The sequence below is a fragment of the Sphingobium sp. CCH11-B1 genome (assembly GCF_001556865.1).
Taxonomy (GTDB): Bacteria; Pseudomonadota; Alphaproteobacteria; order Sphingomonadales; family Sphingomonadaceae; genus Sphingobium.
This window is the reverse complement of sequence record NZ_LSJY01000214.1, coordinates 18429-31947: the sequence shown is the minus strand read 5'-3', so window position 1 is coordinate 31947 and position 13519 is coordinate 18429. Positions and strand designations below refer to the sequence as shown.

The 13519-nt window shown below is 63.4% G+C and carries 5 protein-coding genes and 1 tRNA gene; 1 reads left to right on the top strand and 5 read right to left on the bottom strand.

Annotated elements, in window-relative coordinates:
- Nucleotides 1-29: 29 nt before the first annotated feature.
- Nucleotides 30-1832: an acyl-CoA dehydrogenase C-terminal domain-containing protein gene (locus AX724_RS22090; protein ID WP_066771391.1), complete on the bottom strand. Its 1803-nt coding sequence runs from the start codon at nucleotides 1830-1832 to the stop codon at nucleotides 30-32.
- Between the two features lie 40 nt (nucleotides 1833-1872).
- Entirely contained in the window at nucleotides 1873-2283 is a 411-nt protein-coding gene (locus tag AX724_RS22085) for a MerR family transcriptional regulator (RefSeq protein WP_066771389.1), read from the bottom strand.
- An 86-nt stretch (nucleotides 2284-2369) separates the two neighbouring features.
- Here AX724_RS22085 and AX724_RS22080 point away from each other — a divergent pair, with 86 nt between their 5' ends.
- On the top strand, nucleotides 2370-3989 hold the full coding sequence (locus tag AX724_RS22080; RefSeq protein ID WP_066771387.1) for an NAD(P)/FAD-dependent oxidoreductase: 1620 nt from the start codon (nucleotides 2370-2372) through the stop codon (nucleotides 3987-3989).
- Between the two features lie 355 nt (nucleotides 3990-4344).
- On the opposite strand, the gene AX724_RS22075 is transcribed toward AX724_RS22080, so the two are convergent.
- The 3 genes from AX724_RS22075 to rpoB form a co-directional block, all read right to left on the bottom strand.
- Nucleotides 4345-4418, bottom strand: a tRNA-Gln gene (locus tag AX724_RS22075).
- Nucleotides 4419-4619: 201 nt separating this feature from the next.
- Nucleotides 4620-8906, bottom strand: a complete 4287-nt coding sequence (gene rpoC, locus AX724_RS22070) for a DNA-directed RNA polymerase subunit beta' (RefSeq protein ID WP_066771386.1) — start codon at nucleotides 8904-8906, stop codon at nucleotides 4620-4622.
- Nucleotides 8907-8985: 79 nt separating this feature from the next.
- Nucleotides 8986-13152, bottom strand: coding sequence for a DNA-directed RNA polymerase subunit beta (gene rpoB / locus AX724_RS22065; RefSeq protein WP_066771384.1), 4167 nt, complete (start codon nucleotides 13150-13152; stop codon nucleotides 8986-8988).
- Between the last annotated feature and the right edge of the window lie 367 nt (nucleotides 13153-13519).

Sequence of the window (13519 nt, the reverse complement as noted above, 5' to 3'; positions counted from 1 at the left end):
TTCATTGGGTAGATGCAGCAATCAGGCTGTCATGCCGCCAGGAACAGGTCAGGATCGAGCGCCATCAACGTATCCGCGCCGCCCTCGATCTTCCGGCGCAGCGATCCTGCGTCGGGCATGATCCGTTCGGCAAAGAAGCGCGCCGTGACCAGCTTGGCTTCCAGGAACCTGGCGTCGCCTTCACCCGCTTCAATCAGGGCGGCGGCAGCCTTCGCCATGCGCAGCCACATGAGGCCGGTCGCGACGATGCCCAATATGTGCATATAATGGTGCGCGCCAGCCCCTGCATTGTCGGGGTTTTTCATGGCGTTCTGCATCAGCCACATCGTCGCCGCGCCCAACTGGCCGCTCGCCTTTTCCAGCGCGTCGGCGATCGGCGCGATCTGCGGATCGGCCTTCGCCGCCGCGACTTCCTCGGCCACCGTCTTCAGGAAGGCCTGGAGGGCACGACCGCCATTCATCGGCAGCTTGCGCCCGACGAGGTCCATCGCCTGCACGCCGTTCGTGCCTTCGTAAATCTGGGCGATCCGGGCATCGCGCACATATTGCTCGACGCCATTCTCCCAGATGTAGCCGTGGCCGCCGAACACCTGCTGCGCCGCGACCGCGACGTCGAAGCCCTTGTCGGTGCCATAGCCCTTCACCACCGGGGTCAGAAGCTGGAGCATGTCGTCGGCAGCCTGCCGTTCTTCCTCGCTCGCGGCGTTATGCGACAGATCGACCTGGAGCGCGGTCCAGAGAATCAGCGCACGCAGTCCCTCTGTCAGCGCCTTGGCTTCCATCAGCATGCGACGCACGTCGGGATGGACGAACAGCGTGTCGGCCTTTTCATTTGGTTCCTTGGGGCCGGTGAGCGCGCGGCCCTGGCGGCGATCCTTGGCATAGTGGACCGCGTTCTGGAACGCTATGTCGGCCTGGCCCAGCCCCTGAAGGCCGACGCCCAGCCGCGCCGCGTTCATCATGATGAACATGGCGGCGAGGCCCTTATTCTCCTCGCCCACCATCCATCCGGTCGCGCCGTCATAATTCATGACGCAGGTGGCGTTGCCATGGATGCCCATCTTGTGCTCGATCGAGCCGCAGGACACGGCATTGCGATCGCCCAGCGATCCGTCCTCCTTCACGAATGTCTTCGGCACGACGAACAACGAAATGCCCTTGCTGCCCTCGGGCGCGTCGGGCGTCTTGGCGAGCACCAGATGGATGATGTTTTCCGACAGGTCATGCTCGCCCGCCGATATGAAGATCTTGGTGCCGGTGATGGCGTAGCTGCCGTCACCCTGCGGTACGGCCTTGGTCTTGATGAGCCCGAGGTCGGTGCCGCAATGCGGCTCCGTCAGGTTCATCGTTCCGGTCCACTCGCCCGACACCATCTTGGGAATGTAGCGGTGCTTCAACTCGCTGCTGCCCTTCGCCAGCAGCGCCGAGATCGCGCCGTTGGTCAGGCCAAAATACATCTCGAACGCCTGATTGGCAGAGGTCATATATTCGCCCAGCGCGGTGGCGACGACCATCGGCAGGCCCTGGCCGCCAAATTCCTCCGGCGCGTGCAGCGTGGTCCAACCGCCCGCGACATATTGGTCGTAGGCGGCCTTGAACCCCGCGGGGGTGGTAACGCTGCCGTCGGGGTTGCGGGTACAGCCTTCCTTGTCCCCGGACGCATTCAGGGGAAACAGCACTTCGGCGGCCATCTTGCCGCCTTCGGTCAGGATCGCTTCGACCAGATCGGGTGAGGCGGACGCAAAGCCGGGCAGGTTCGCGTAGCGGTCCAGGCCGACGACATGGTCCAGCACGAAGCGGGTGTCGCGAACGGGGGCGGCGTAGCTGGGCATGATCTTCTCCTGCGACTATTCTTATGAAGGGGGTAGGGGCTTATTTCTGCTCGATGGTGGACACGAAGGCGGCCAGTTCGGCGATCGCGGCGTCGATGTCGTCCTTTTGCCGGGTCAGCAGGTCGATGCGCGCCCTGCACTTGTCCACGGTGACGCGCCGCTGCTCCTCATGTTCCTCATCCGCATCGTAGAGGTCGATCATTTCGCGGATTTCGGTAAGGCTGAAGCCCACGCGCTTGCCCCGCAATATCCAGGCGAGGCGGGCGCGGTCGCGGCGGGAATAGATACGGGACAGGCCCTGCCGTTCCGGCGAGATCAGCCCTTCATCCTCGTAGAAGCGCAGCGCGCGGGCCGTCACGCCAAATTCTTCCGACAGGTCGGTGATGCTGTAGCTCTGCCGTTCGCTATGGTCGGGCAGTTCGATGCCGGCGATGCTGCTGCGATTGTCCATGACGGTAAAATAGCGGCGCTTTACGTTTACGTCAAGGTGAGTTTGGGGCGCTTCCCGTCGCCGCCGCTTTGGGCTAGGGGCTTTGCATGATCCGCCTGTCCGGCCTGAAACTTCCGCTCGACCATCCGGCCGATGCGATACCCCTTGCCCTGTGCGAGCGGCTGGGGCTGGAGCCCCACGCACTGCACGGGCATAGCCTGGTGCGCAGGGGCAATGATGCGCGTCGGCGCAACGCGATCCAGCTCGTCTACACGCTGGATGTCGACGTGTCGGATGAGGAGGCCGTGCTGGCCCGTTTCGCCAACGATCATGACGTACGCCCGACGCCTGACACCCGCTATCATTTCGTCACGCATGCGCCTCAAGGCTGGCAGGGCAAGCGTCCGGTCGTGATCGGTGCAGGACCGTGCGGCCTGTTCGCCGGCCTCATCCTGGCGCAGATGGGATTTCGTCCGATCATCCTGGATCGTGGCAAGGTGGTTCGCGAACGGACGAAGGATACATGGGGCCTGTGGCGCCGGGGCGAGCTCGATCCAGACTCCAACGTGCAGTTCGGAGAGGGCGGGGCCGGCACCTTTTCCGATGGCAAGCTCTATTGCCGGGTCAAGGACCCGCGCTTCCTGGGCCGCAAGGTGCTGGAGGAGTTTGTCGCCGCCGGCGCGCCGGATGACATTCTGTGGGAGGCGCATCCCCATATCGGCACCTTCCGCCTCGTCTCCATGGTCGAATCGATGCGCCGCCAGATCGAGGGCCTGGGCGGCGAATATCGCTGGCGGCAGCGCGTCGACGATCTGGTGCTGGAACCGGTTGGGGACGGGACGCAGCGGTTGCGCGGCGTGGTGCTGGCGGACGGCTCCGTGATCGAGAGCGACCATGTCGTGCTCGCCATCGGCCACAGCGCCCGCCCGACCTTCGAGATGCTGCACCGGCGTGGCGTGCATATGGAAGCGAAGCCCTTTTCCATCGGCGTGCGGATCGAGCATCCGCAAAGCTGGATCGATCGCGCCCGCTACGGCAAGTGCGCCGGTCATCCCGATCTGGGCGCCGCGGCCTACAGCCTTGCCCATCATTGCGGAAACGGGCGCACGGTCTATAGTTTCTGCATGTGTCCGGGCGGCCGCGTGGTCGCTGCGACTTCAGAGGAAGGGCGTGTCGTGACCAACGGCATGAGCCAGTATAGCCGCGCCGAATTCAACGCCAATTCGGGGCTGGTCGTGGGCATCGATCCTGAGAGGGACTATCCCGGCGGGCCGCTTGCCGGCATCGATTTCCAGCGCCATTGGGAAAGCCTGGCCTATGTCGCGGGCGGATCATCCTACCATGCACCGGGGCAGACTGTGGGCGATTTCCTGGCTGGTCGACCATCCACTCGGCTGGGATCGGTCGATCCGTCCTATAAGCCAGGCGTGACGCCCACCGACCTGTCGCAATGCTTGCCGCCCTTCGTCATCGATGCGTTCCGCGAAGCGCTGCCCGTCTTTGGCCGGCAGATCGCCAATTACGATCATCCCGATGCCGTGATGACAGGCGTCGAGACGCGCACATCCTCCCCCCTGCGCATCAATCGGGACAGGGATTTTCAGAGCATCAATGTGAACGGCCTCTACCCGGCGGGCGAGGGGGCGGGCTATGCAGGGGGTATCCTGTCCGCGGCGATCGACGGGATCAAGGTCGCAGAGGCGGTGGCGCAGGCGATCATGGCCTGAACAGGCGCAGCCGATGCCTCTTATGAGCCCGGCTTGCAGGATTGACCCTCATATTGATGGCGGTGAAGCGCACAGGCCCTACCTTTCCATCTTTCGACCGGGAAGCGGAACCCAGGCCCGCCACCCACGCCTCTGGCGGGAAGGAAGCGCGCTATTCCCTGACTGGCCGTGATCAGCTTCCAACGGCCATCGGTCTGATTGCTCGCGATGGGGACGCCGGTTCCCGTCAGCCATTGCTTCATCTGTGAACGGGGCGCGGTCAGCCAGTCACACCGCGTTCATGCAGGGGGCACGTGCCGCGGGCGGCATCGACCTGAAAGTCGATGCACAAAGTCTCTGTTCATGAGAGTTTGAGTGGATGCCCGACAAGGATTCGAACCTTGATTGACGGAGTCAGAGTCCGCTCTCTTACCATTAGAGGATCGGGCATCAGAGCAAGGCCAAGCCCCGCTCGGGAGGCCGCAGATAGGCGGGTGCACCGGTTCCGTCAAGCGCCTTTGGCGTCTTTTTTGAAACCTGACGACACGCCGGCATCATGAAAAACCCGCCGGACGATGCGCGTCCGGCGGGCCTTGTTTCTGGTGATAAGGAGGATGGCGGGCGCTGCTTTCGGCCAGCGCCCGCCGCCCCTTATTCGCCGTCGCTGTTCAGCAGGTAATCGCCCGCGTCGGCATCACGACCGTGGGTTTCACCCTCGACCATGCCAAGCGGATCGTCACCGATCGCGGCTTCCGGACCCTGCGCCAGTTCAGCTGCATGTTCCTCCGCAGCGGTGCGGGGAGCAATCAGATCGACCTGGCTGACACCGCGCAACGCGGCCCGCAACGCCGCGTCACGCGACGAGGCGGCGACGCGCAGGCGGTTCATGCCAGCGCCGGTACCCGCCGGGATCAGGCGGCCGACGATGACATTCTCCTTGAGGCCGACCAGCGTGTCCTTCTTGCCCTGAACCGCTGCTTCCGTGAGGACGCGGGTGGTTTCCTGGAAGGAGGCCGCCGAGATGAACGAACGCGTCTGCAGCGAGGCCTTGGTGATGCCGAGCAGCACCGGCTTGCCTTCGGCGGGCTGATAGCCGGCCGGCAGCTTGGCGTTGATCTCGTCCATTTCCTCGCGATCGACCTGCTCGCCCACCAGCAGCGTGGTGTCGCCGGACACGGTGATCTCGACCTTCTGCAGCATCTGACGAACGATCGTCTCGATGTGCTTGTCGTTGATCTTCACGCCCTGCAAGCGATAGACTTCCTGGATTTCCGCGACCAGATATTCGGCCAGCGGCTCGATGCCGAGCACTTCCAGAATGTCGTGAGGGTCGGGCGAACCACCGATCAGGTTGTCGCCGCGCTTCACATAGTCGCCTTCCTGGACGTCGATCACCTTGCTCTTGGGGATCAGATATTCAACCGGCTCGCCGCCATCCTCGGGATTGATGGCGATCTTGCGCTTCGCCTTGTAATCCTTGAGGAACTGGACGCGGCCCGACACCTTGGCAATGATCGCATTGTCCTTGGGCTTGCGGGCTTCGAACAGTTCGGCGACCCGCGGCAGACCGCCGGTGATGTCGCGGGTCTTGGCCGCTTCGCGGCTGACGCGCGCCAGCACGTCACCGGCCTGTACCTGCGCACCATCGTCCACCGACAGCGTCGCACCCACCGCCAGCATGTAGCGGGCGGCTTCGCCCGACTGGTCGTCGAGCAGGGTAAGGCGCGGACGGAGATCTTCCTTCGAGCGAGCCGAGCCACGGAATTCCGTGACCACGCGCTGGGCGATACCGGTCGCTTCGTCGGTCTGTTCGGTCAGCGTCTTGCCGTCGATCAGGTCCTGATACTTCACGACGCCGGGCTTTTCCGTGATCACCGGCATGGTGAACGGATCCCACTCGGCAATGCGGTCGCCCTGGCTCACCTTGTCGCCATCGGCGAACAGGATGGTCGCGCCATAAGGCAGGCGATGGGTTGCGCGTTCGCGGCCCTCGCTGTCGATGATCGCGATCTCGCCGTTGCGGGCGAGGCTGAGGCGACGACCCTGCTTGTCGGTGATGGTCGGCATGTCGCGCAGTTCGATCGTGCCGTCCGCCACGGATTCGAGGTTCGACGTTTCGTTGAAGTTCGCCGCACCGCCGATGTGGAAGGTCCGCATGGTAAGCTGCGTACCCGGTTCGCCGATCGACTGCGCCGCGATGACGCCGACGGCCTCGCCGATGTTGACCGGGGTGCCGCGGGCAAGGTCACGCCCGTAGCACTTGGCGCAGACGCCCATCTTGCTTTCGCAGATAAGCGGACTGCGAATCTTCACCGCCTGCGTGCCGATCGCCTCGATCTGCGCGATCATGGCTTCGTCCAGCAGGGTGCCGATCGGGATCACGACGCTGCCGTCCTTGCTATCGACGATGTCCTGCGCCGTGGTGCGACCCAGGATGCGCTCGCCAAGCGACGCGATGGTCGAGCCGCCCTGGACGATAGCCTTCATCTCCAGCGCCTTTTCGGTGCCGCAATCCTCCTCGACGACGGTGCAGTCTTGGCTGACGTCGACCAGACGGCGGGTCAGGTAACCCGAATTCGCCGTCTTGAGCGCGGTGTCGGCCAGACCCTTGCGGGCGCCGTGGGTGGAGTTGAAATATTCAAGGACGGTCAGGCCTTCCTTGAAGTTCGAGATGATTGGCGTTTCGATGATCTCGCCCGAGGGCTTGGCCATCAGGCCGCGCATGCCCGCAAGCTGCTTCATCTGCGCCTGCGAACCACGGGCGCCGGAGTGGGCCATCATGTAGATCGAATTGATCTGCGCCATGCGGCCGGTCTGCGGGTCCTTGGGTTGCGCACGGATTTCGTCCATCATGGCGTTCGCAACCTGGTCGCCGCAGCGGCTCCAGGCGTCGATCACCTTGTTGTACTTTTCCTGCTGCGTGATCAGGCCGTCCTGATATTGCTGCTCATAGTCGGCCACCAGCGCCTTCGTTTCGTCGACGAAGGTCGTCTTGCTGTCCGGGATCACCATGTCGTCCTTGCCGAACGAGATGCCGGCCTGGAATGCGTGGCGGAAGCCAAGGCTCATGATCGCGTCGGCGAACAGAACCGTGTCCTTCTGGCCGGTGTGGCGATAGACCTGGTCGATGACGTCGCCGATTTCCTTCTTGGTGAGAAGGCGGTTGACCACGTCGAAGGGCACCTTGTGGCTCTTGGGCAGGCATTCGCCCAGCAGCATGCGGCCCGGGGTCGTTTCGAACCGCTTCATATACTGGTTGCCGGCTTCGTCCGTCTGCGGCACGCGGCTGGTGATCTTCGAGTGCAGCGTCACGGCCTTGGCATAGAGCGCCTGATGCACTTCCTGCATGTCGGCAAGCAGCATGCCTTCGCCCGGCTCGCCCTCGCGCTCCATCGACAGATAATAGATGCCCAGCACCATATCCTGCGACGGCACGATGATCGGCTTGCCGTTGGCGGGCGAGAGGATGTTGTTGGTCGACATCATCAGCACGCGCGCTTCCAGCTGTGCCTCAAGGCTCAGCGGAACGTGGACGGCCATCTGGTCACCGTCGAAGTCGGCGTTGAAGGCCGAGCAGACGAGCGGGTGCAGCTGGATCGCCTTGCCTTCGATCAGCACGGGCTCGAAAGCCTGGATGCCGAGACGGTGAAGCGTGGGCGCGCGGTTCAGCATCACCGGATGCTCGCGGATCACCTCGTCCAGGATGTCCCAGACTTCCTTGCGCTCCTTCTCGACCCATTTCTTTGCCTGCTTCAGGGTCATGGAAAGACCCTTGGCGTCGAGGCGGGCGTAGATGAAGGGCTTGAAAAGTTCGAGCGCCATCTTCTTGGGCAGGCCGCACTGGTGCAGCTTCAGCTCCGGCCCGGTCACGATGACCGAACGACCCGAATAGTCGACGCGCTTGCCGAGCAGGTTCTGGCGGAAGCGGCCCTGCTTGCCCTTGAGCATGTCGGACAGCGACTTCAGCGGACGCTTGTTCGCGCCGGTGATGACGCGGCCGCGACGGCCATTGTCGAACAGGGCGTCGACGGCTTCCTGCAACATGCGCTTTTCGTTGCGGACGATGATGTCCGGCGCGCGCAGTTCCATCAGGCGCTTCAACCGGTTGTTACGGTTGATGACGCGGCGATAGAGGTCGTTGAGGTCCGAGGTCGCGAAACGGCCGCCGTCCAGCGGGACGAGCGGGCGCAGTTCGGGCGGGATGACCGGCACGACGTCCAGGATCATCCATTCGGGGCGGTTGCCCGATTCCAGGAAGCTCTCGACGACCTTCAGGCGCTTGATGATCTTCTTGGGCTTGAGTTCCGACTTGGTGACGGCGAGCTCGTCCAGCAGCGCCTGCTTCTCGCCCTCGAGGTCGAGGTCCATCAGCATCTGCTTGACCGCTTCCGCGCCGATGCCGGCGGAGAAGGCGTCCTCGCCATATTCGTCCTGCGCGTCGAGCAGCTCGTCCTCGGTCAGAAGCTGGAACTTCTCCAGCGGGGTGAGGCCCGGCTCGGTGACGATGTAGCTCTCGAAGTAGAGGACGCGCTCAAGCTGCTTCAACTGCATGTCGAGCAGCAGGCCGATGCGGCTCGGCAGCGACTTCAGGAACCAGATGTGCGCAACGGGCGCGGCCAGTTCGATATGGCCCATCCGTTCGCGGCGAACCTTCGACACCGTGACTTCGACACCGCATTTTTCGCAGACGATGCCCTTATATTTCATACGCTTGTACTTGCCGCACAGGCATTCATAGTCCTTGATCGGACCGAAGATACGCGCGCAGAACAGGCCGTCACGCTCGGGCTTGAACGTGCGATAGTTGATGGTTTCGGGCTTCTTGATCTCGCCGAAGGACCACGACCGGATGCGCTCGGGAGAGGCGAGGCCGATCTGGATCTGGTCAAAGGTTTCCGGCTTGGCGACCGGGTTGGCGAAGTTGGTCAGTTCGTTCATATCTCAAGTCCCTCTAGAGGGTAAAATTCCGGGGCGAGGATGGGGAGGGCACTGTCCTTGGGAGACAGCGCCCGGCCCCTTACTCCGCCGCCTGCGCGAGGCCGTCGTCGCCGTCCTCGATCTCGTCCATCGCGGCGAGCTCGACGTTGAGGCCGAGGCTGCGCATTTCCTTGACGAGCACGTTGAAGCTCTCGGGAATGCCGGCCTCGAACGTGTCGTCGCCCTTGACGATCGCCTCATAGACCTTGGTGCGGCCGACCACGTCGTCGGACTTCACCGTCAGCATTTCCTGCAGCGTGTAGGCGGCACCATAGGCCTGGAGCGCCCACACCTCCATCTCACCGAAGCGCTGGCCACCGAACTGGGCCTTGCCGCCCAGCGGCTGCTGGGTGACGAGGCTGTAGGGGCCGATGGAACGGGCGTGGATCTTGTCGTCCACAAGGTGATGGAGCTTCAGCATATAGATGATGCCCACGGTGACCTTGCGGTCGAACTTGTCGCCCGTGCGGCCGTCATACAGGTCCGACTGACCCGACGAGTGCAGCCCCGCCAGTTCCAGCATCTTCGACACGTCGGCTTCCCGCGCACCGTCGAACACCGGCGTCGCCATCGGCACGCCGCGGCCCAGATGTTCGGCCAGATCGATGATCTGGTCGGCGTCGCGGCCCTCGATCTGGTCGGCATATTGCTCGCCATAAGTGTCGAGCAACCGCTGCTTGACCGCGTCCGGCATCGCGCCTGCTTCCGCATTCGGATTGGCCTCGCGCCAATCCTCCAGCGCATGCTTGATCTGCTGGCCCAGGCCGCGCGCGGCCCAGCCCAGATGTGTCTCGAAGATCTGGCCCACGTTCATGCGGCTCGGCACGCCCAGCGGGTTGAGCACGATGTCGACATGGGTGCCGTCCTCCAGGAACGGCATGTCCTCGATCGGCAGGATGCGGCTGATGACGCCCTTGTTGCCGTGACGGCCGGCCATCTTGTCGCCCGGCTGCAGCTTGCGCTTCACCGCGACGAACACCTTGACCATCTTGAGCACGCCCGGGGGCAGCTCGTCGCCGCGCTGCAGCTTGTCGACGCGATCCTCGAACTTTTCGACGATCAGCTTCACCGCTTCGTCATACTGCGCCTTGACGGCTTCGATGCCGGCCTGACGCTGATCGTCCTCGACGGCGAACTTCCACCATTCATGACGCTCGACTTCGTCCAGCAGAGCCTCGTCAATGACGACGCCCTTCTTGACGCCCTTGGGCGCTGCCGAAGCGGTCTGGCCCAGCAGCATTTCAGACAAGCGGTTGAAGGTCGCACGGTTGAGGATCGCGCGTTCGTCTTCGCGGTCCTTGGCGAGGCGGTCGATTTCCTCCCGCTCGATCGCCATGGCGCGCTCGTCCTTGTCGATGCCGTGACGATTGAAGACGCGCACTTCGACGACCGTGCCAGCGACGCCCGGCGGCAGGCGCAGCGACGTGTCGCGCACGTCGCTCGCCTTTTCGCCGAAGATCGCGCGGAGCAGCTTTTCTTCCGGCGTCATCGGGCTTTCGCCCTTTGGCGTGATCTTGCCGACCAGGATATCGCCCGGCTCCACCTCGGCGCCGATGTAAACGATGCCTGCCTCGTCGAGGTTGCGCAGCGCTTCTTCACCGACATTGGGAATGTCGCGGGTGATGTCTTCCGGCCCCAGCTTGGTGTCGCGGGCCATGACCTCGAACTCCTCGATATGGATCGAGGTGAAGACGTCATCCTTCACGATTCGCTCAGAGATCAGGATGGAGTCTTCGTAGTTGTAGCCATTCCAGGGCATGAACGCGACGAGCGTGTTCCGGCCCAGCGCCAGTTCGCCGAACTCCGTCGACGGGCCGTCGGCGATCACGTCGCCGGCTTCGATCAGGTCGCCCACCTTCACCAGCGGGCGCTGGTTGATGCAGGTGTCCTGGTTGGAACGCTGGAACTTCTGGAGCGTGTAGATGTCGACGCCCGACTGGCCGGGTTCAACGTCGCCGGTAGCGCGGATGACGATACGGGTCGCGTCCACCTGATCGACGATGCCCGCGCGCTTGGCCGCGATGGCCGCGCCTGAATCCCGCGCAACAGTGCCTTCCATGCCGGTGCCGACGAAGGGCGCTTCGGCGCGGACCAGAGGCACCGCCTGACGCTGCATGTTCGATCCCATCAGCGCGCGGTTGGCGTCGTCATTCTCCAGGAAGGGAATGAGCGAGGCCGCGACCGACACCAGCTGCTTGGGGCTGACGTCCATCAGCGTGATGTGATCCTTGGGCGCCATCAGGAATTCGCCCGCTTCCCGCGCGGAAATCAGGTCTTCGACGAAGCTGCCGTCGGCGTTCACTTCGGCGTTGGCCTGCGCGATGGTGTGCTTGGCCTCTTCCATGGCGGACAGGTAGACGACATCGTTCGTCACCTTGTTGTCCACGACCTTGCGATACGGCGTCTCGATGAAGCCGTACTTGTTGACGCGGCTGAAGGTGGCGAGCGAGTTGATCAGGCCGATGTTCGGGCCTTCCGGCGTCTCGATCGGGCAGATGCGGCCATAGTGGGTCGGATGGACGTCGCGAACTTCGAAGCCCGCGCGTTCGCGCGTCAGACCGCCCGGCCCAAGCGCCGACACGCGGCGCTTGTGCGTGACTTCCGACAGCGGGTTGGTCTGGTCCATGAACTGCGACAGCTGCGAGGAACCGAAGAATTCACGCACCGCGGCCACGGCGGGCTTCGCGTTGATGAGGTCGTTCGGCATCACGGTCGACACGTCGACGGACGACATGCGTTCCTTGACGGCGCGTTCCATACGCAGCAGGCCGACGCGATACTGGTTCTCCAGCAACTCGCCCACCGAGCGGACGCGACGGTTGCCGAGATTGTCGATGTCGTCGATCTCGCCCTTGCCGTCCTTGAGGTTCACCAGCTCCTTGACCACGGCGAGGATGTCCTCGGTGCGCAGGGTGGTAACGGTATCCTCGGCATCGAGGTCGAGGCGCATGTTCATCTTCACGCGGCCGACCGCCGACAGGTCATAGCGTTCCGGATCGAAGAACAGGCCGGCGAACAGCGCTTCGGCGGTTTCCTTCGTCGGCGGTTCGCCGGGGCGCATGACGCGATAGATGTCGGCCAGCGCCTGGTCGCGATCTTCGGCCTTGTCGGCTTTCAGCGTGTTGCGGATCCAAGGGCCGGTGGTGACATGGTCGATGTCGAGCAGTTCCAGGCGGTCGATGCCTGCCTTGTCCAGCTTTTCGAGATTTTCCGGCGACACTTCGTCGCCCGCCTCGATGTAGATTTCGCCGGTGCTCTCGTTGATCAGGTCATAGGCGCTGTAGCGGCCATAGACTTCCTCGGTCGGAATGAGCAGCGTCTCAAGCCCGTCCTTCTCCGCCTTGTTGGCGGCGCGGGGCGAGATTTTGTGGCCGGCGGCGAACACGACTTCGCCCGACTTGGCGTCGACGATGTCGAAGGCGGGCTTGAGGCCGCGCCATGCCTCGGCGGTGTAGGGGATCTGCCAGCCGCCTTCGCCGCGCAGGAAGGTCACCTTGTTGTAGAACTGGCCGAGGATGTCCTCACTGTTGAGGCCCAGCGCATAGAGCAGCGCCGTGACCGGCAGCTTGCGCTTGCGGTCGATGCGGACGTTGACGATGTCCTTGGCGTCGAATTCGAAGTCGAGCCACGAACCGCGATAGGGGATGACGCGCGCGGCGAAGAGATATTTGCCCGATGCATGGGTCTTGCCCCGATCATGGTCGAACAGGACGCCGGGCGAACGGTGCATCTGGCTGACGATCACGCGCTCGGTGCCGTTGACGATGAAGGTGCCGTTCTGCGTCATGAGCGGCATGTCGCCCATATAGACGTCCTGCTCCTTGATATCGAGCACGGAGCGGGTTTCGGTGTCGGCGTCCACTTCGAACACGATCAGGCGCAGCGTCACGCGCATCGGCGCGGCGTAGGTGATGCCGCGCTGGCGGCATTCCTCGACGTCGTATTTGGGGTCTTCCAGCTCGTAATGGACGAAGTCCATTTCGGCAGTGCCGGCGAAATCGCGGATCGGGAACACTGAACGCAGCGTCTTTTCAAGGCCCGACACATAGCCGATCGACGGGTCGGACCGCAGGAACTGTTCGTAACTCTCCCTCTGAACCTCGATCAGGTTCGGCATCTGCACCACTTCGTGGATGTCGCCGAACACCTTGCGGATGCGCTTCTTCGCGCCGGTGTTGCTGATGGGGGGAAGAGCTTTGGTCGCCATGCGGTTCCTGCCTGTAACGGTTCGTCGTATTTTCCCGCATCGCAGCGGAAATTCAGTCCGTATGTTACGTCATGACGGGTGATTCGCACCTGTCATGCCACGCAAAAAAGTGCGGGCCGGGACTGTCCGATCCGCACTGTCAGCGTCTGTGACTCGCCGATTCCGCCCAATCCCGCCACGTTCGAGCGCTAGTCGAACGGGTCCCCGGGCGATCCGGGAGACGGCCCGCCGATCCATTTAGAAGGGATCGACCAGCCGGTTTCGTGACAGCCATATAGGCGCGCGACAACCGCTTGTGAAGAGGGTTGGGAAATAACCATAATCTCACCCGGACGACCGCATCCTTCCGATGCCCCGCTTTTACGGG

Coding starts and splice junctions, on each gene's coding strand:
- AX724_RS22090 (WP_066771391.1), bottom strand. CDS start 1,832: ATGCCCAGCTACGCCGCCCCCGTTCGCGACACCCGCTTCGTGCTGGAC.
- AX724_RS22085 (WP_066771389.1), bottom strand. CDS start 2,283: ATGGACAATCGCAGCAGCATCGCCGGCATCGAACTGCCCGACCATAGC.
- AX724_RS22080 (WP_066771387.1), top strand. CDS start 2,370: ATGATCCGCCTGTCCGGCCTGAAACTTCCGCTCGACCATCCGGCCGAT.
- rpoC (WP_066771386.1), bottom strand. CDS start 8,906: ATGAACGAACTGACCAACTTCGCCAACCCGGTCGCCAAGCCGGAAACC.
- rpoB (WP_066771384.1), bottom strand. CDS start 13,152: ATGGCGACCAAAGCTCTTCCCCCCATCAGCAACACCGGCGCGAAGAAG.